Annotated in this window: 14 protein-coding genes; 11 read left to right on the top strand and 3 right to left on the bottom strand. The window is 67.9% G+C overall.

Going from position 1 to position 15,688, the window contains the following annotated elements; all coding sequences use genetic code 11:
* Window positions 1-341 precede the first annotated feature (341 nt).
* Both AC3WJE_RS12465 and AC3WJE_RS12460 read left to right on the top strand, forming a co-directional pair.
* Window positions 342-2,414, top strand: a complete 2,073-nt coding sequence (locus AC3WJE_RS12465; RefSeq protein WP_493731124.1) for a tetratricopeptide repeat protein — start codon at window positions 342-344, stop codon at window positions 2,412-2,414.
* 112 nt (window positions 2,415-2,526) lie between these two features.
* Complete coding sequence (locus tag AC3WJE_RS12460) at window positions 2,527-3,141, top strand: YbhB/YbcL family Raf kinase inhibitor-like protein (RefSeq protein ID WP_493731123.1); 615 nt, start codon at window positions 2,527-2,529, stop codon at window positions 3,139-3,141.
* Window positions 3,142-3,305: 164 nt separating this feature from the next.
* Here AC3WJE_RS12460 and AC3WJE_RS12455 read toward each other — a convergent pair whose 3' ends face one another.
* On the bottom strand, window positions 3,306-4,097 hold the full coding sequence (locus AC3WJE_RS12455) for an undecaprenyl-diphosphate phosphatase (RefSeq protein WP_493731122.1): 792 nt from the start codon (window positions 4,095-4,097) through the stop codon (window positions 3,306-3,308).
* Between the two features lie 236 nt (window positions 4,098-4,333).
* On the opposite strand from AC3WJE_RS12455, the gene glnA reads away from it, so the two are divergent.
* The 8 genes from glnA (at window position 4,334) to AC3WJE_RS12415 (ending at window position 12,685) form a co-directional block, all read left to right on the top strand.
* Complete coding sequence (glnA, locus tag AC3WJE_RS12450) at window positions 4,334-5,743, top strand: type I glutamate--ammonia ligase (RefSeq protein ID WP_493731121.1); 1,410 nt, start codon at window positions 4,334-4,336, stop codon at window positions 5,741-5,743.
* Window positions 5,744-6,054: 311 nt separating this feature from the next.
* Entirely contained in the window at window positions 6,055-6,393 is a 339-nt protein-coding gene (locus AC3WJE_RS12445; protein WP_140724935.1) for a P-II family nitrogen regulator, read from the top strand.
* 72 nt (window positions 6,394-6,465) lie between these two features.
* The gene (gene amt, locus AC3WJE_RS12440; RefSeq protein ID WP_493731120.1) at window positions 6,466-7,872 is read left to right on the top strand and encodes an ammonium transporter; all 1,407 of its coding nucleotides are present in this window, start codon (window positions 6,466-6,468) and stop codon (window positions 7,870-7,872) included.
* A gap of 218 nt (window positions 7,873-8,090) precedes the next feature.
* On the top strand, window positions 8,091-8,852 hold the full coding sequence (locus AC3WJE_RS12435; protein ID WP_493731119.1) for an N-acetylmuramoyl-L-alanine amidase: 762 nt from the start codon (window positions 8,091-8,093) through the stop codon (window positions 8,850-8,852).
* A gap of 51 nt (window positions 8,853-8,903) precedes the next feature.
* Window positions 8,904-9,956 (top strand): two-component system sensor histidine kinase NtrB, encoded by a 1,053-nt coding sequence (locus AC3WJE_RS12430; RefSeq protein ID WP_493731118.1) that lies wholly within the window; start codon window positions 8,904-8,906, stop codon window positions 9,954-9,956.
* Window positions 9,949-11,376: a nitrogen regulation protein NR(I) gene (gene ntrC / locus AC3WJE_RS12425; RefSeq protein WP_493731117.1), complete on the top strand. Its 1,428-nt coding sequence runs from the start codon at window positions 9,949-9,951 to the stop codon at window positions 11,374-11,376. Before AC3WJE_RS12430 ends, ntrC begins: the two co-directional genes overlap by 8 nt.
* Window positions 11,377-11,438: 62 nt before the next feature.
* On the top strand, window positions 11,439-12,008 hold the full coding sequence (locus AC3WJE_RS12420) for a superoxide dismutase family protein (RefSeq protein ID WP_493731116.1): 570 nt from the start codon (window positions 11,439-11,441) through the stop codon (window positions 12,006-12,008).
* Between the two features lie 53 nt (window positions 12,009-12,061).
* Complete coding sequence (locus AC3WJE_RS12415; protein WP_493731115.1) at window positions 12,062-12,685, top strand: superoxide dismutase family protein; 624 nt, start codon at window positions 12,062-12,064, stop codon at window positions 12,683-12,685.
* Between the two features lie 96 nt (window positions 12,686-12,781).
* Here AC3WJE_RS12415 and AC3WJE_RS12410 read toward each other — a convergent pair whose 3' ends face one another.
* Both AC3WJE_RS12410 and AC3WJE_RS12405 read right to left on the bottom strand, forming a co-directional pair.
* Window positions 12,782-13,213: an acetyltransferase gene (locus tag AC3WJE_RS12410; RefSeq protein ID WP_493731114.1), complete on the bottom strand. Its 432-nt coding sequence runs from the start codon at window positions 13,211-13,213 to the stop codon at window positions 12,782-12,784.
* 79 nt (window positions 13,214-13,292) lie between these two features.
* Window positions 13,293-14,180, bottom strand: a complete 888-nt coding sequence (locus AC3WJE_RS12405) for a hypothetical protein (RefSeq protein WP_493731113.1) — start codon at window positions 14,178-14,180, stop codon at window positions 13,293-13,295.
* A gap of 103 nt (window positions 14,181-14,283) precedes the next feature.
* Here AC3WJE_RS12405 and AC3WJE_RS12400 point away from each other — a divergent pair, with 103 nt between their 5' ends.
* Window positions 14,284-15,564 (top strand): acetyl-CoA C-acetyltransferase, encoded by a 1,281-nt coding sequence (locus AC3WJE_RS12400; protein ID WP_493731112.1) that lies wholly within the window; start codon window positions 14,284-14,286, stop codon window positions 15,562-15,564.
* Window positions 15,565-15,688: the final 124 nt, after the last annotated feature.

Here is a 15,688-nt window from a genome sequence, read left to right as displayed (position 1 = left end):
CTTGTGCAAAGAAAGGTAACCCAAAGAAAGCACACCCCGGCCTACGCGCCCTACGCTTCGCTACGGGTCCGCGGAGCCGACGGGATTTTCTGACGCGACTTCCTGTCGCGGCAGAAAACGACGCACATCCATGTGCGTCGCCCCTGCGGGGTATTACCCGCCGTCTCCACCGCTGCGGCAGGGGCCCCGGTAAGTCAAAGGCGAAGAGCAAAAGCAAAATCACGAGCAACGGCAACGGCAACGGCAACGGCCAAGCTAAAGCCACGGCCAAACCACGGCCAAAGCCGGGTGTGCGGGTTGGGCCGGTACAATAGGGGTTTGACTCGAAAACGTCGGACGCCATGCAAGAACAGATTCTCGAAGCCCTGCGCCGCGATGCGGCTGACGATGCTGTTGCGCTGGCCCGTGAATGGGTGGCTCGGGATGCGCATGCGCCCGGCGCGCAGCGCTGGTTGGGCGTGGCGTTGCAGCAGCAGGGCGACGTTGCCGGCGCGTTGGCCGCCGTTGATGCGGCGATCGCGCTGGCGCCGGAGGAGGCTGGGCTGCATCTGCAGCGTGCCGGGCTGTTGGTCGCCGGGCGTGATCTGGATGCCGCCGACAGCGCGCTTTCGCTCAGTACCTCGCTCGATCCCAATCAGCTGGCGACCTACGTGATGCAGGCGCATCTGGCGATCGCGCGGCAGGATCTGGACGAGGCCGAGCGCTTGACCAAGACCGCCGCGCGGGTCGCGGCAGACCATCCGCAGGTCACCACATTGGAAGGGACCGTGGCGCTGCACCGTGGCGATGCCGATCGCGCGCTGGCGTTGCTCGCGCGTGCCTCCGAACAGCTGCCGGACGATTCGCGCGTGCTGTTCTCGCTCGGCTTCGCCTACCTGCAGAAGGGTCACTTCGCCTTCGCCGAGCGTGCTTTCGCGCGGGTGATCGGGTTGAATCCACCGGGCACGGCGTTGCGTGGGTTGATCGCGCAGCTGGCGCAGCGCCAGGGCCGTATCGATGATGCGATCGAGGCGATCCAGCAGGTGTTGGCGCAGCCGGATGGCGACACGCCGGCGATGCGTCGGCTGGCCGGTGAGTTCGAGCTGCAGGCCGGGCATCCGGCCGAGGCGGTGCCGCATCTGAAGCAGGCGTTGGCGGCGTGGCCGGGCGAACGCCGCACGTTGCAGGCGCTGCTGGTGGCGTGGGAACGATTGGGCGCGGTCGACGACGCGCGCGCCACGCTGGAAGCCGCGTTGGCGACCAGCAGCGGCGTGCACGATCTGTGGCTGGCACGGCTGGCGATCGAGCCGGTCGGTGGCGACGCGGCGCGCGAAGTGGTCGAGCGCTGGCTGCTGGTGATGCCCGAGCACATGCCGGCCCTGGAGACGCTGATGCGCATCCACGACATGCAGGGAAATGCTGAAGCGGCCGAGAGCGTGGCGCGCCAGATTGTGGCGGTCGAACCGGGCCGGTTCAGTGGCGAGCGGCGCATCGTCGAGGCGCTGCTGCAGCGTGATCCGCCGGCGGCGGTGGCGTGCGTGCAGTCGCTGATCGAGAGCCTGCCCGAGCAGCAGCGCACCGTGCTGCGGCCGTGGCTGGGGCAGGTGCAGGATCGAGCCGGGCAGCCACAGGCCGCGCTGGACACCTGGATGGAATTCCACCGCGAGCAGGCCCAGCACCGTCTGCCGTTGCCGCCGCAGGCCGAAAGCCAGCCGAGCCAGTGGCCGGTGCTGGAGCCGGTCGCGGCCGAGGTCACCGCGCGGCCGTTGTTCGTGTGGGGTGCGCCGGGCTCGCAGGTCGAACGACTGATCGCGGTGATGGGCGCGGCCAGCCCGGTGCTGTGCGATGACCGCTTCGGCACCACGCCGCCGCAGGACGCCTTGCAGAACTACCGCACGCTGGAGCGGCTGGCTTCGGGCGAGCTGGCGCCGGCAGCGCTGGTGGAGAGCTGGAAGGGGCAACTGGCGGCGCGCGACGCCGCCAACGGCAATATCGTCGACTGGCTGCTGTGGTGGGACAACACGCTGCTGCAGGCGCTGCGCCCGCACCTGCCCGAGGGCAGGCTGGCGATCGCGCTGCGCGATCCGCGCGACATGCTGCTGGACTGGCTCGCGTTCGGTGCGCCGGCCCCGTTGGCGGTCGCCTCGCCCGAGCAGGCCGCCGATTGGCTGGCGACGATGCTGGAGCAGGTCGCGGTGCTGCACGAGAAGGAGCTCTACCCGCATCGCCTGATCCACCTGGACGGGATCGAGGCCGATCCGCAGGGCGTGGCGCGCGTGCTCGGCGAGGCCTTCGGTCACGACTTCCCGGTGCTGCCGTCGCTGGGCGGTCAGCGCCTGGCGGCCGGCCGCTGGCGCGACTACGCCGGCGTGCTGGCCGCACCGTTCGCGACGCTGACGCCGATCGCGATGAGGCTTGGCTATCCGTTCGAATGAGCGCCGCCATTCCGTAGAGCGCAGCTCGCTGTGCTGAAGCCTTCCCGGTACTGCCCCAGCCGAGCGAGCTCGGCTCTACCCCAACCCCACCATCGCCTCACGGAGACACCGCATGCGCCTGAGCAGCCAGAGCATTGAGAACGGCAAGCCGATCGCGGCCGAATTCGCCGCTGGTGCGCCGGAGGGCTTCGCGCCCAACCGCAATCCGCAGTTGGCGTGGAGCGAGGTGCCGGCCGGCACGCGTTCGTTCGCGCTGCTGTGCATCGATCCGGATGTGCCGACCGTGCCGGAAACGGTCGGCCGTGACGACATCGAGATCCCGGTCGAGCAGCCGCGCGCTGACTTCGTGCATTGGGTGATGGCCGATATCCCGGCCGACGTGCACGAGATCGCCGCCGGCAGCTGCAGCGATGGTTTCGTCATCAAGGGCAAGCCGGATCCGGCCGGGCCGGCCGGCGCGCGCCAGGGCGTGAACAGCTACACCGGCTGGTTCGCCGGCAATCCCGACATGGCCGGCGATTACCTCGGCTACGACGGCCCGTATCCGCCGTTCAACGACCTGCGCCTGCACCGCTACTTCTTCCGCCTGTTCGCGCTGGACGTGGCGACGCTGGAGTTGCCGGCGCGCTTCGAGGCCGGCGATGTGCTGCGCGCGATCCAGGGCCACGTGCTGGCCGAGGCGGCGATCCATGGGACGTACACGTTGAACCCGAAGCTGCGCGGGTGAATCCCCAGCGAGTTTCGGATTGAGCTTGATCAACCGTAGGAGCGGCTTCAGCCGCGATGGGGCTTTCGCAGATCCCTCTGCAAAAACCCGCACATCCCTTGGGGGGATTCAAACGGGGAAAGCCCCGTCGCGGCTGAAGCCGCTCCTACGAGGAGCGGGTGACTTCAGGCCGCCGGCAACCACACCAGCAGCGCCACGCCCAGCACGATGCGGTACCAGGCGAACACCGTGAACTTGTGCGACTTGATGTAGCCGAGCAGCCACTTCACCACCGCGAAACCGGTCACCATCGCCGCAACGAAGGCCACACCGACGTCGGTGAAGTTCTCGCTGCCGATCCCGCCGCTGTGGAACAGCTCCAGAAGCGCGTAGCCGCTGGCCGCGAACATGGTCGGGATGCCGACCAGGAACGCGAATTCGGCCGCCGCCGGACGCCGGCTCAAGCCCAGCAGCATCGCCACGAAGATGGTCGTGGCCGAGCGCGAGGTGCCGGGGAACACGCCGGCCAATACCTGCGCCAGACCGACCGCGATGGCGATCTTCCAGGTGACGGTGTCGCGATCGGGCAGGCGCTCGGCGAAATGCTCGGCGATCATCATCCAGACGCCGCCGATGATCAGCGCCCAGGCCACCGGCTGCAGCGTATCCGGTAGCTGCCAGCCAGCCTTGCGTACGACCAGCCCGACCACCGCGGTCACCGCGAAGGCGCAGAGCAACTTGGCCACGTAATCGCGGTTGGCGCGTTCGCCCAGCCCGGTGGCCAGTGACCACAGCCGCTGCCGGTAGACCAGGGTGATCGCCAGGATCGCGCCGGCCTGGATGACGATGTTGAAGAAGTCAGAACGCCGGCCGAGCCATTGCTCGGCGATCAGCAGGTGGCCGGTGGAGGACACCGGGAGGAATTCGGTCAGGCCTTCGATGATGCCCAGCAGGAGGGCGGAGAACAGATCGGACATGCCAGGCGCGGGGGAGCGTGAGGGGTGCCAAGCATAGAACATGCTCGCCTTTGAAACCGGTTAATCACCATTTTGGTGCAAATAAGTGCGCGCGCACCTTTTTGTGGCGCGAATGTGAGTGTTGCGTGAAACCATATCCATACAAATCAAGGGCTTGTGCCGGATTGGAGGTTGGCACGGCGATTGCTGTAGGGAACGGGCCAATTCACCAATTCACCAACCCGAGGTTTTCTCCGATGTCTGCGGAAAATGTTGAGAAGCTGATCAAGGACAACAAGGTCGAGTTCATCGACCTGCGTTTCGTCGATATGCGCGGCGTGCAGCAGCACGTGACGTTCCCGGCCAGCATCGTGGAGCCCTCGCTGTTCGAGGAAGGCAAGATGTTCGACGGCTCCTCGATCGCCGGCTGGAAGGGCATCAACGAGTCCGACATGGTGCTGCTGCCGGACGCCGACACCGCCTACCTTGATCCGTTCTACGCCGATCCGACCCTGGTGCTGACCTGCGACATCCTCGATCCGGCCACCATGCAGAGCTACTCGCGCGATCCGCGCGGCATCGCCAAGCGCGCCGAGGCCTTCCTGAAGTCCTCCGGCATCGCCGAGCAGGCGTTCTTCGGCCCGGAGCCGGAATTCTTCATCTTTGATTCGGTCCGCTTCGGCAACGAGATGGGCCACACCTTCTTCAAGATCGATTCCGAAGAGGCGGCCTGGAACACCGGCGCCAAGTTCGAAGGCGGCAACAGCGGCTACCGTCCGGCAGTGAAGGGCGGCTACTTTCCGGTTCCGCCGACCGACCAGCTGCACGATCTGCGTGCCGAGATGGTCAAGACCCTGGAGCAGGTCGGTATCGAAACCGAAGTGCACCACCACGAAGTGGCCACCGCTGGCCAGTGCGAGATCGGCACCAAGTTCTCCTCGCTGGTGAAGAAGGCCGACGAGCTGCTGACCACCAAGTACGTGATCAAGAACGTCGCCTACCGCAACGGCAAGACCGCGACCTTCATGCCCAAGCCGATCGTCGGCGACAACGGCTCGGGCATGCACGTGCACCAGTCGCTGGCCAAGGGCGGCGTCAACCTGTTCTCCGGTGACGGCTACGGCGGCCTGTCGCAGCTGGCGCTGTGGTACATCGGCGGCATCTTCAAGCACGCCAAGGCGATCAACGCGTTCGCCAACTCGGGCACCAACAGCTACAAGCGCCTGGTGCCGGGCTTCGAGGCGCCGGTGATGCTGGCCTACTCGGCGCGCAACCGTTCCGCTTCGTGCCGCATTCCGTGGGTCTCCAACCCGAAGGCGCGCCGCATCGAAATGCGCTTCCCCGATCCGTTGCAGTCCGGCTACCTGACCTTCACCGCGCTGATGATGGCCGGCCTGGACGGCATCAAGAACCAGATCGATCCGGGCGCACCGAGCGACAAGGATCTGTACGACCTGCCGCCGGAAGAAGAGAAGCTGATCCCGCAGGTCTGCTCCAGCCTCGACCAGGCGCTGGAAGCACTGGACAAGGATCGCGAGTTCCTCAAGGCCGGTGGCGTGATGACCGACGACTTCATCGATGGCTACATCGCGCTGAAGATGCAGGAAGTCACCAAGTTCCGTGCCGCCACGCATCCGCTGGAGTACCAGCTGTACTACGGCAACTGAGCAACCGCGGCGATGGCGAAGGCTCCCCCTCCCACCTTCGCCATCGCTGCACCTACCTTGCGGCTGGGGAGTCGCAAGGACAGGAACGATGGGCAACAACACCGCCTTGGTGCGGTGCGATCCAGGGGCAAGAGAGAACGGACCGGTTCTTGGGCCTTCGCCTCCTCCACGTTCGCGGGCGCCGTGGCGCCCGCTGGAGGTCCGGGAACGGTGCGTGCAGTACAGGGGGACGCCGGCCAGGCGTTCCGGGTGATTTGAAAACGCCGGTCGGCGCAATGCCGGCCGGTTCCTTCCACCATCGGGGTATGCGCATGAAACTGATCACCGCCATCATCCGACCGTTCAAGCTTGACGAGGTGCGCGAAGCACTCTCGCAGGCGGGCGTGTCGGGTATCACCGTTACCGAGGTCAAGGGCTTCGGGCGGCAGAAGGGTCACACCGAGTTGTATCGCGGCGCCGAATACGTCGTCGATTTCCTGCCGAAGATCAAGATCGAGACCGTCGTCACCGACGATCGACTGGATGCCGTGGTCGAGGCGATCCAGACCGCGGCCGGCACCGGCAAGATTGGCGACGGCAAGATCTTTGTCACCGCGATCGAGCAGGTCGTGCGCATCCGCACCGGCGAAATCGGCGCCGACGCGCTCTAACCCCCACTCGGAGGCCTCGTTATGAAGATTGGTCTTGCTGCCGGGTGGAAGACCCGGTTCTACGCTGTTTGCATGCTGATGCTGTTCAGCGCCCTGGCCGTACTCGGTACCGCCGGCACCGCCCATGCGCAGGATGGTGCGACCCAGACCACGCCGGCGCCGACCGAACCGGTCAGCACCGAGCCGCTGCCGGAAGCCGCGCCAGCCGCTGTTGCTGCCCCGGCCGCCGAAGCCGCCCCGACGCCGGTCGTCGACAAGGGTGACGTCGCCTGGATGCTGACCTCGACCATGCTGGTGCTGCTGATGGTGGTGCCCGGCCTGGCGTTGTTCTACGGCGGCATGGTGCGCGCCAAGAACGTGTTGTCGGTGGTGATCCAGGTCGGCGTGGTGTTCTCGCTGATCGCGATCCTGTGGGTGCTCTACGGCTACAGCCTGGCCTTTGCCGACGGTGGCGCCTTCATCGGCACGCTGGGTAAGGCCCTGCTGAAGGGCGTGGATGCAACCACGCTGGCTGACACCTTCTCCAAGGGCTTCAAGCTGCCGGAGTACGTGTTCGTCACCTTCCAGCTGACCTTTGCCGGCATCACCGGCGCGCTGATCGTCGGTGCGTTCGCCGAACGCGTGAAGTTCGCCGCGGTGCTGCTGTTCACCGTGCTGTGGTTCACCTTCGGCTACCTGCCGCTGGCGCACATGGTGTGGTCGACCCCGGGCTTCCTGTTCGCCAAGGGCGCGCTGGACTTCGCCGGTGGCACCGTGGTGCACATCAACGCGGGCGTGGCCGGTCTGGTGGGTTCGTACTTCGTCGGCAAGCGCATTGGCTTTGGCCAGGTCGCACTGAAGCCGCACAACGTCACCATGACCTTCACCGGTGCCTCGCTGCTGTGGGTGGGCTGGTTCGGCTTCAACGCCGGTTCGGCGCTGGAAGCCAATGCCACCGCTGCGCTGGCGTTCCTCAACACCATGCTCGCCACGGCCGCTGCGGTGCTGGCCTGGTCGCTGACCGAGAAGTTCACCAAGGGCAAGTCCTCGGCGCTGGGTGTGGCCTCGGGCATGGTCGCCGGCCTGGTCGGCATCACCCCGGCCGCGGGTACCGTGGGTCCGTTCGGCGCGATCGCGATCGGTGTGGCCGCTGGCGTGATCTGCGTGTGGGGCGTGACCGGCCTGAAGAAGCTGCTGGGCGCTGACGACACGCTCGACGTGTTCGGCGTGCACGGCATCGGCGGCATCGTCGGCGCGATCCTGACCGGCGTGTTCACCGACGCTGCGCTGGGCGGCAGTGGCTATGCCGAGGGCGTGACCATGGGCCACCAGGTGCTGGTGCAGGCCACCGGCGTCGGCGTCACCGTGGTGTGGATCGGTGTCGTGTCGGTGGTTGCCTTCCTGATCGCCAAGGTCGTGTTCGGCCTGCGCGTCTCCGAAGACGCCGAGCGCGAGGGTCTGGACATCACCTCGCACGGCGAATCGGCCTACGAGTCGTAAGCAAGTTTGCGCCGGCCCACGGGTTCGCCCGCGGGCCGGCGGTTTTTCGCGGAACGTTTTGATGCCGCTGTCATGTTGGGGCTCCCTGGGGCGGAGTACCTGGAGCTCGTTCTATCAAGGTGCAGCCATGCCCGTCCGCCCCGCCGCTGTTGTGCTGGTTCTTCCCTCCGCCGCGATGCGCGGCTTGCAATACGGCCTGGTCGTCGCTGCAATGGGATATGGACGCACGCATCCTGTTTGGTTTTTCCCGCCTGCTGTCGCTGCTGTTGATGGCGACGCTGCTGGGCGCCTGCGCGCATGTGGCGCGCAATCCGATGGCGCAGTGGGTGCCATCGCCGAATCACAACCCGCGCCAGCCGCTGCTGATCGTGCTGCACCACACCGAGCAGAACTCGGTGGAGCAGAGCCTGCACACGCTGCGCACCCGCAATGGTGGCGGGCCGGTCAGCGCGCACTATCTGGTGGGCCGGGACGGCGCGCTGTACCAGCTGGTGCCCGACAGCGAGCGCGCCTGGCATGCCGGCGCCGGCCGCTGGGGCACGATCACCGACGTCAACTCGGCTTCGATCGGGATCGAGCTGGACAACAATGGTGATGAACCGTTTGCGCCCGAACAGATCGCCACGTTGCTGCGGTTGCTCGACGACCTGTGCACGCGCCTGCGCATCCCGCGCAGCCAGGTCATCGGCCATGCCGACCTGGCGCCGGGCCGCAAGACCGATCCGAGCCGCTATTTCCCGTGGGACCAGCTCGCCGCAGCCGGCTTCGGCCTGTGGCCCGACCCTGCCGATGGCCCCGCGCCAGCCGGTTTCGATGCCTGGTTGGGCCTGCAGGCATTGGGCTATCCGCTCGCAGACCCCGCCGCTGCGGTACGCGCGTTCCACCGGCATTTCCGTGGTCGTGACGACCTCGGCGACGCGCTCGACGCCGGCGACGCCCGCATCCTTTACTCGCTGCTGCGTCAGCAACGCCAACGCTGACGCGCGTTCAGGCGCGGCCCTGGCGCGTTGCACTACATTGGTGCAATGCGCATGACGGCGGCCTTGTTCCCTTCGCTCGAAAGCCTCGGCACTCCGGTTGCCTGGGCCGATACCGATGGCCGCGTGCTGGGGGTCAACCCGGCGTTCGCGCGCTGGCTCGGGGTCAGCGCCCGGCGCGTGCAGGATCAGCCATTGGCCTCGCTGGAGATGCAGGGCGACGCGCTGGCGCGGTTCCTGATCAATCAGGAGCGCGACGTGCTGCGCCTGCACCGGGTCGCGATCGGCCTGCCGGGCGAGACCCCGCGCTTCGCCGAGGGCTGGCTGACCCGGCTGGATGACGGCGGCTGGTTGCTGGAAGCGCACCCGGTCGATGAATTCCCCGCGCTCGATCCCACCCACGCCCTGCCCAGCGCGCTCAGCGCGGCGTTGAAGGGCCTGGCGCACGAATTGCGCAACCCGCTGGCCGGGCTCAAGGGGGCCGCGCAGCTGTTGGCGCGCCGTGCGGTCAACCGCGATCAGGACGAGCGCGAACTGATCGAGCTGATCGGCTCGGAGATCGAGCGCCTGAACACCCTGCTGGAACGGCTGCTGTCACCCTCGCCGGCGCACCCGCACGAGGGCCTGAACATCCACGCGGTGCTGGAGCGCGTGCTGCGCCTGGCCGAGAGTGAGGGCGGCTGGTCGGTGCGCCTGCAGCGTGATTACGACCCGAGCATCCCCGAGATCCTTGGTGACGCCGATCGTCTGACCCAGGCGCTGTGGAATCTGGTGCGCAACGCGATCCAGGCCGGCGCCAGCGTGGTGACGCTGCGGACCCGCGTCGAACACGGCCAGCGCATCCGCGACCGCGTGCATGCGATGTCGCTGCGGCTGGAGATCGTCGACGACGGCCGTGGCGTGCCCGAGGAGCTGGCCGAGCACCTGTTCCTGCCGCTGGTCTCCGGCCGCGCCGAGGGCAGCGGTCTGGGGCTGGCGCTGGCGCAGCAGGTCGCGCGCGAGCACCACGGCACCCTGACCTTCCGCTCGCGTCCCGGACATACCGTTTTCACCCTGCTGTTGCCGCAGTTGACCGGCGAGCACGACAAGGAGCACCACCATGGCTGATGCCGATCCCGCCGCGCACCGCATCTGGGTCGTGGACGACGACCGCTCGGTGCGGTTCGTGCTGTCCACCGCGTTGCGCGATGCCGGCTACACCGTGGACGGCTTCGACAGCGCCTCGGCTGCGTTGCAGGCACTGGCGGTGCGGCCGGTGCCGGACCTGCTGTTCACCGACGTGCGCATGCCCGGCGATGACGGCCTGGTGCTGCTCGACAAGCTCAAGGCCAAGCACCCGCAGTTGCCGGTGATCGTGATGTCGGCCTACACCGACGTGGCCAGCACCGCCGGTGCGTTCCGCGGCGGCGCGCACGAGTTCCTGTCCAAGCCGTTCGACCTGGACGATGCGGTCGCGCTGGCCGCACGCGCACTGCCCGATGCCGACGAACGCGATGCGTCGGCGGTGATCTCGCCGATCGCCGAAGGCAACGCCCAGCTGATCGGCGACACGCCGCCGATGCGCGCGCTGTTCCGCGCGATCGGCCGGCTCGCGCAGGCACCGCTGTCGGTGCTGATCAACGGCGAGACCGGTACCGGCAAGGAACTGGTCGCGCGCGCGCTGCACAACGAGTCGCCGCGCGCGCGCAAGCCGTTCGTCGCGCTCAACACTGCTGCGATTCCTGCCGAATTGCTGGAAAGCGAGCTGTTCGGTCACGAGGCCGGTGCGTTCACCGGCGCGGCCAAGCGTCACATCGGCCGTTTCGAGCAGGCCGATGGCGGCACCTTGTTTCTCGACGAGATCGGCGACATGCCGTTGCCGTTGCAGACCCGGTTGCTGCGCGTGCTGGCCGAGAATGAATTCTTCCGCGTGGGCGGGCGTGAGCTGATCCGCGTGAACGTGCGCGTGATCGCCGCCACCCACCAGGATCTGGAAGCGCTGGTCGAGCAGGGCCGCTTCCGCGCCGATCTGCTGCATCGACTGGACGTGGTGCGGCTGCAGCTGCCGCCGCTGCGCGAGCGTCGCACCGACGTGGCGCAACTGGCCGAGAACTTCCTGGCGATGGCCGCGCGCAAGCTCGACATGCCGTCCAAGCGCCTGTCCGCGGCCGCGCTCGAGGCCCTGCGCCGGCACGATTGGCCCGGCAACGTGCGCGAGCTGGAGAACGTGTGCTGGCGCCTGGCCGCGCTCGCCACCGCCGACGTGATCGATGCGGCCGACGTCGAGGCGGCGTTGTCGCCGAGCCGGCGCTCGGCACGACCGGTCGAGGATGGCGAGTGGGACGCGTTGCTCGCCAACTGGGCGCGTCAGCGCCTGGATGCGGGCGCGCAGGGGCTGCATGCCGAGGCACGTGAGCGTTTCGACAAGGCATTGCTGGAAGTGGCGCTGCAATTCACCCAGGGCCGCCGCGCCGAGGCCGCCGCCAGGCTGGGCGTGGGCCGTAACACCGTCACGCGTAAACTGGGCCCGGGACGCCGGCGACGCTGATCCCGCGCCCTTGATGGCGCAGGTGCGCCGGCATGGCTGGCACGCTGCGGAGGAACGGTTCGATGCGAGGAGTCTGGAAAGTCACGGCGGCAGGATTCGTACTGGCCCTCGGCGCGTGCAGCAGCACGCCGCCCCCGGCGCCTTCCGTCCCGGCGCCGGTACCGGTGACCCCCTCGGTCGCCAAGGCCGATGCCGCGCTGGCGTCCGCGTCCGGCAGCCTGGTCAGCGGGCGGGTGGTGCTGCTGCCGGCGATGCAGGGCGTGCGCATCACCGGCACCATCGGTGGGCTGCGCCCGGGTGGCAACTTCGGCTTCCACGTGCATGAGCGCGGCGACTGCAGCGCGGTCGATGCCAGCAGCGCCGGCGGCCATTTCAACCCGGGCGGCGCGCAGCATGGCCGCGCCGGCACGCACAACCATCACCTCGGCGACATGGACAACCTGGTCGCCGACCGCGAAGGCCTGGCGCACATCGATCTGGTGCTGCAGGGCGCCAGCCTGGGCGGTGGTGCCGGCACCGACATCCTTGGTCGGGCACTGGTCGTGCATGCTGATCCCGACGATTACCGCAGCCAGCCGGCCGGCAATTCCGGCGTCCGCGTGGCCTGCGGCGTAATCAAGGTCGCGCGCTGAGCGGCGACCCTGCCCGTGGGCCACAAGCCCCGCTACGTTAGGAGACAACCTCGATGCGCATGATCCCGACCACCCTCTTCATCGCCACCGCACTGGCGCTGGTCGCCTGCAAGCGCGAGCAGCCGGCAGCGGAAGCCGCGCCCGCCACGCCCGCTGACCAGCACGCCGAAGGCCACACCCCGGATGCGCCGGCGCCGACGGGCACCGAACAACCGGCACCGGTCAGTGCCACCGCCGAAATCAAGCCGACCAAGGACAGCACGGTGAACGGCACGGTCACCTTCAAGATCGTCAATGGCGCCTTGCACGTGAGCGGCCAGGTCAGCGGCCTGAAGCCCAATACCGAGCATGGCTTCCACATCCACGAGAAGGGCGATTGCAGCGCGCCGGACGGTTCCAGTGCCGGCGGCCACTTCAATCCGGCGCAGAGCGAACACGGCAGCATCAGCAGCGATCCGCACCACGGCGGTGACATGCCGAACATCGTTTCCGATGCGCAGGGCAACGCGACGATCGACGGGCCGGTGTCGAGCAACGTGAATCTCGGCAAGGGCGATGCCTACGACATCGCCGGGCACGCGGTGATCGTCCACGCCGATCCGGACGACTACAAGACCCAGCCCACCGGCAACGCCGGCGGCCGCCTGGGCTGCGGCGTGATCACGACCCATCCGTAAGCACGCGCAACCGTAGAGCCGGGCTCAGTCGATCCCCTGAAAGGGATGCGGGCACAAGCCCGGCTCTGCGGTGATCCGGGTCTTGTACGGCGTGGATCAGTACGCCATGTGCACCAGCGGAAACGGCCGCCCGGCCGAGTCCGTTTCCGAGCGGCCGACGTCTTTGAACCCGTAGCGCCGATAGAAGGCATGCGCACGCGGATTCTGTTCGTTGACGTCCACGCTGAGGTGCGGATGTTGTGCCCTGAGATGGTCGAGCAGGCGCGTGCCGACACCTTGGCCGGCCAGTTCGGGATCGACGAACAGCATCTCCACCTGCGCCTGGTTGGCGCCGATGAATCCCGCGATGCGGCCTTCGCTGCTTTCTTCCACCCACAGCGCGACACTCGGCAGGTAGAGATCCCTGACCTGCGGATAGAGTTCCTCGATATCGCGCTCGCTGAGAAAGCTGTGCGTGGCGCACACGGCGCGATGCCAGATCTCGACCAGGATGGAATGGTCCGCCAGGACGCCGCTGCGGATGCTCATGTCAGGCCTGCCCTCTGTTCGCATCGATCCCGCTGAGCGAGCCTGCGTTGCTCGCCCTGTCTACGGGATGCTTCGATCTTTACGCGCCGGCCAACGCCGCGCGCGCGTCCTGGCCATTCTCGACGTGTACGTACAGCACCGGAATGTTGTGTGCTTCCAGCACCGCGGCCATCTGCCGCTGGCGTGCCAGGAACTGTTCGTAGACGGCTTCCAGGCGTTCGCAGTCGTTGCGGTCGTGTCCGTAGTGCGCGCACCAGCTGGCCGGATCGAACAATGCCATGCGCACTTCACCGCCGACGTAGCGCAGCAGCGGTTCCGGCGGCGCATCCAGCCATTCCTCGTGCTGCGGTGCCAGCAGCGCGGTCTCGATCAGCGGCCACAACGCGGCCAGGCCCTGGTTGTCGTACTGCATCGACACCATCGCGGCCAGGTCGTGCACGGTCAGGTAGCGCGCGTGTTCGATGCGCGCGCCGAACGCGTCCTGCGCGAGCAGCGCGGTATCGGCCTGCGCCATGCCCTGCGCCAGCAGCACGTCCTCCAGTGCCTCGGCGACCTGCCGCACGCGGACCGGATCGCCGCTGAGCAGGAACGGCAGCACGCGCAGGCTGCCGCCGCTGAGTGCGGCATCGGCCTGGAACGGCAACGGCACCTCGCCCTGCGCATCGGCCCCGAACGCCAGCAGGCGCGGGCCCTGGTCGCGGCCCGGCGCACGCGCCTGCAATTCATCCAGACGGCGGTGCATCGACCAGCCCGGGCGCAGTACCTCGGCCGGATCGAAATGCGCCGCGGCCAGGCTCAGCTCCAGCTCGCGCACCTGCGGCACCCACTGTGCGAGGTCGCGGCCGACGTGCTCGGCCAGCGTGCCGGCCTGTTCGGAGGAAAGCGCGGCCACGCGCGGTACGGTGCCGCCGGCCAGTTCGAGGGCCAGTACGCCGAGGGCGGTGCTGCCGGGATCAGTCGTGCTCATGGTTTGCGGTTGGCCCATCACAGGGTCGAAGCTACACTTTGACCATTATGCCTGCGTCCCCTTGCAGGCCATCCCGAGTCTTCCATCCATGCCAGGTTCCTCGATGTCCTCTCCTCGCCCCGTCGCCATCCTGGGCGGCGTCCGTATCCCGTTCTGCCGCCAGAACACCGCCTACTCGGACGTCGGCAATCTCGGCATGTCGGTGCGCACGCTCGGGGCGCTGGTGGAACGCTTCGGGCTGCATGGGCAGCAGCTCGGCGAAGTGGCGATGGGCGCGGTGATCAAGCACTCCTCGGACTGGAACCTGGCGCGCGAGGCGGCGCTGTCCTCCGGGCTGTCGCCGCTGACGCCGGGCATCACCCTGCAACGCGCCTGCGGCACCTCGCTGGACACGGTCATCCACATCGCCAACAAGATCGCGCTGGGCCAGATCGACTCCGGCATCGGCGGCGGCTCGGATACCACCTCCGACGTGCCGATCGTTTATGGCAAGAAGCTGCGCGCGCGCCTGCTCGCCGCCAATCGTGCCAAGACCACCGGCGACAAGATCAAGACGATCCTGAGCGGTTTCCGCCTGAACGAGCTGAAGCCCGAGTTCCCCGGCGTGGCCGAGCCGCGCACCGGCAAGAGCATGGGCGAGCACTGCGAGGACATGGCCAAGGAGTGGAACATCTCGCGCGACTCGCAGGACGAGTGGGCGGTGTCCTCGCACAAGAAGCTGGCCGCGGCCTACGAGCGCGGCTTCTTCGAGGATCTGATCGCACCGTTCCGTGGCGTCAGCCGCGACAACATCCTGCGTGCGGATACCTCGCTGGAAAAGCTGGCGACGTTGAAGCCGGCGTTCGACAAGGTGTCCGGTCGCGGCACGCTGACCGCCGCCAACTCGACCCCGCTCACCGACGGTGCCGCCGCGGTGTTGCTGGCCAGTGACGAGTGGGCGCGAGCACATGGCCATGAGCCGCTGGCGTACTTGCGCGATGCGCAGGTCGCCGCAGTCGATTTCGTGCACGGCGAGGGCCTGCTGATGGCGCCGACCGTGGCGGTGCCGGAGATGCTCAAGCGCCAGGGCCTGACCCTGCAGGACTTCGACATCTACGAGATCCACGAGGCCTTCGCCGCGCAGGTGCTGTGCACGCTGCGCGCCTGGGAGAGCGAGGATTACTGCCGCAACCGGCTCGGCCTGGACGCACCGCTCGGCCAGATCGACCCGAGCAAGATCAACCCGCTGGGTTCCTCGCTGGCCACCGGCCACCCGTTTGCCGCCACCGGTGCGCGCATCATCGCCACCGTCGCCAAGGAACTGAAACAACGTGGTGGCGGCCGCGCGCTGGTGTCGATCTGCACCGCCGGCGGCATGGGTGTGGTGGCGATCGTCGAGCGGTAAGGCGAGACATTCGTGCGGCTGCCCTTGCTCGTTTTGGACGGGCAGTACCACCGACAACAGCGCGATGCCTCGTAGGAGCGGGGGGGGGGGGGGGGGGGGGGGGGGGGGGGGGGGGGGGGGGGGG

It is taken from the genome of Pseudomonas sp. GW821-FHT07E12 (assembly GCF_058986605.1).
The sequence above is the reverse complement of the archived record's forward strand: the minus strand, read 5'-3'. Positions and strand labels throughout refer to the sequence as shown.

What these genes read in the sequence shown, in the direction of transcription:
- AC3WJE_RS12465 (WP_493731124.1), top strand. Translation starts at nt 342, where the DNA reads ATGCAAGAACAGATTCTCGAAGCCCTGCGCCGCGATGCGGCTGACGAT.
- AC3WJE_RS12460 (WP_493731123.1), top strand. Translation starts at nt 2,527, where the DNA reads ATGCGCCTGAGCAGCCAGAGCATTGAGAACGGCAAGCCGATCGCGGCC.
- AC3WJE_RS12455 (WP_493731122.1), bottom strand. Translation starts at nt 4,097, where the DNA reads ATGTCCGATCTGTTCTCCGCCCTCCTGCTGGGCATCATCGAAGGCCTG.
- glnA (WP_493731121.1), top strand. Translation starts at nt 4,334, where the DNA reads ATGTCTGCGGAAAATGTTGAGAAGCTGATCAAGGACAACAAGGTCGAG.
- AC3WJE_RS12445 (WP_140724935.1), top strand. Translation starts at nt 6,055, where the DNA reads ATGAAACTGATCACCGCCATCATCCGACCGTTCAAGCTTGACGAGGTG.
- amt (WP_493731120.1), top strand. Translation starts at nt 6,466, where the DNA reads ATGCTGATGCTGTTCAGCGCCCTGGCCGTACTCGGTACCGCCGGCACC.
- AC3WJE_RS12435 (WP_493731119.1), top strand. Translation starts at nt 8,091, where the DNA reads ATGGACGCACGCATCCTGTTTGGTTTTTCCCGCCTGCTGTCGCTGCTG.
- AC3WJE_RS12430 (WP_493731118.1), top strand. Translation starts at nt 8,904, where the DNA reads ATGACGGCGGCCTTGTTCCCTTCGCTCGAAAGCCTCGGCACTCCGGTT.
- ntrC (WP_493731117.1), top strand. Translation starts at nt 9,949, where the DNA reads ATGGCTGATGCCGATCCCGCCGCGCACCGCATCTGGGTCGTGGACGAC.
- AC3WJE_RS12420 (WP_493731116.1), top strand. Translation starts at nt 11,439, where the DNA reads ATGCGAGGAGTCTGGAAAGTCACGGCGGCAGGATTCGTACTGGCCCTC.
- AC3WJE_RS12415 (WP_493731115.1), top strand. Translation starts at nt 12,062, where the DNA reads ATGCGCATGATCCCGACCACCCTCTTCATCGCCACCGCACTGGCGCTG.
- AC3WJE_RS12410 (WP_493731114.1), bottom strand. Translation starts at nt 13,213, where the DNA reads ATGAGCATCCGCAGCGGCGTCCTGGCGGACCATTCCATCCTGGTCGAG.
- AC3WJE_RS12405 (WP_493731113.1), bottom strand. Translation starts at nt 14,180, where the DNA reads ATGAGCACGACTGATCCCGGCAGCACCGCCCTCGGCGTACTGGCCCTC.
- AC3WJE_RS12400 (WP_493731112.1), top strand. Translation starts at nt 14,284, where the DNA reads ATGTCCTCTCCTCGCCCCGTCGCCATCCTGGGCGGCGTCCGTATCCCG.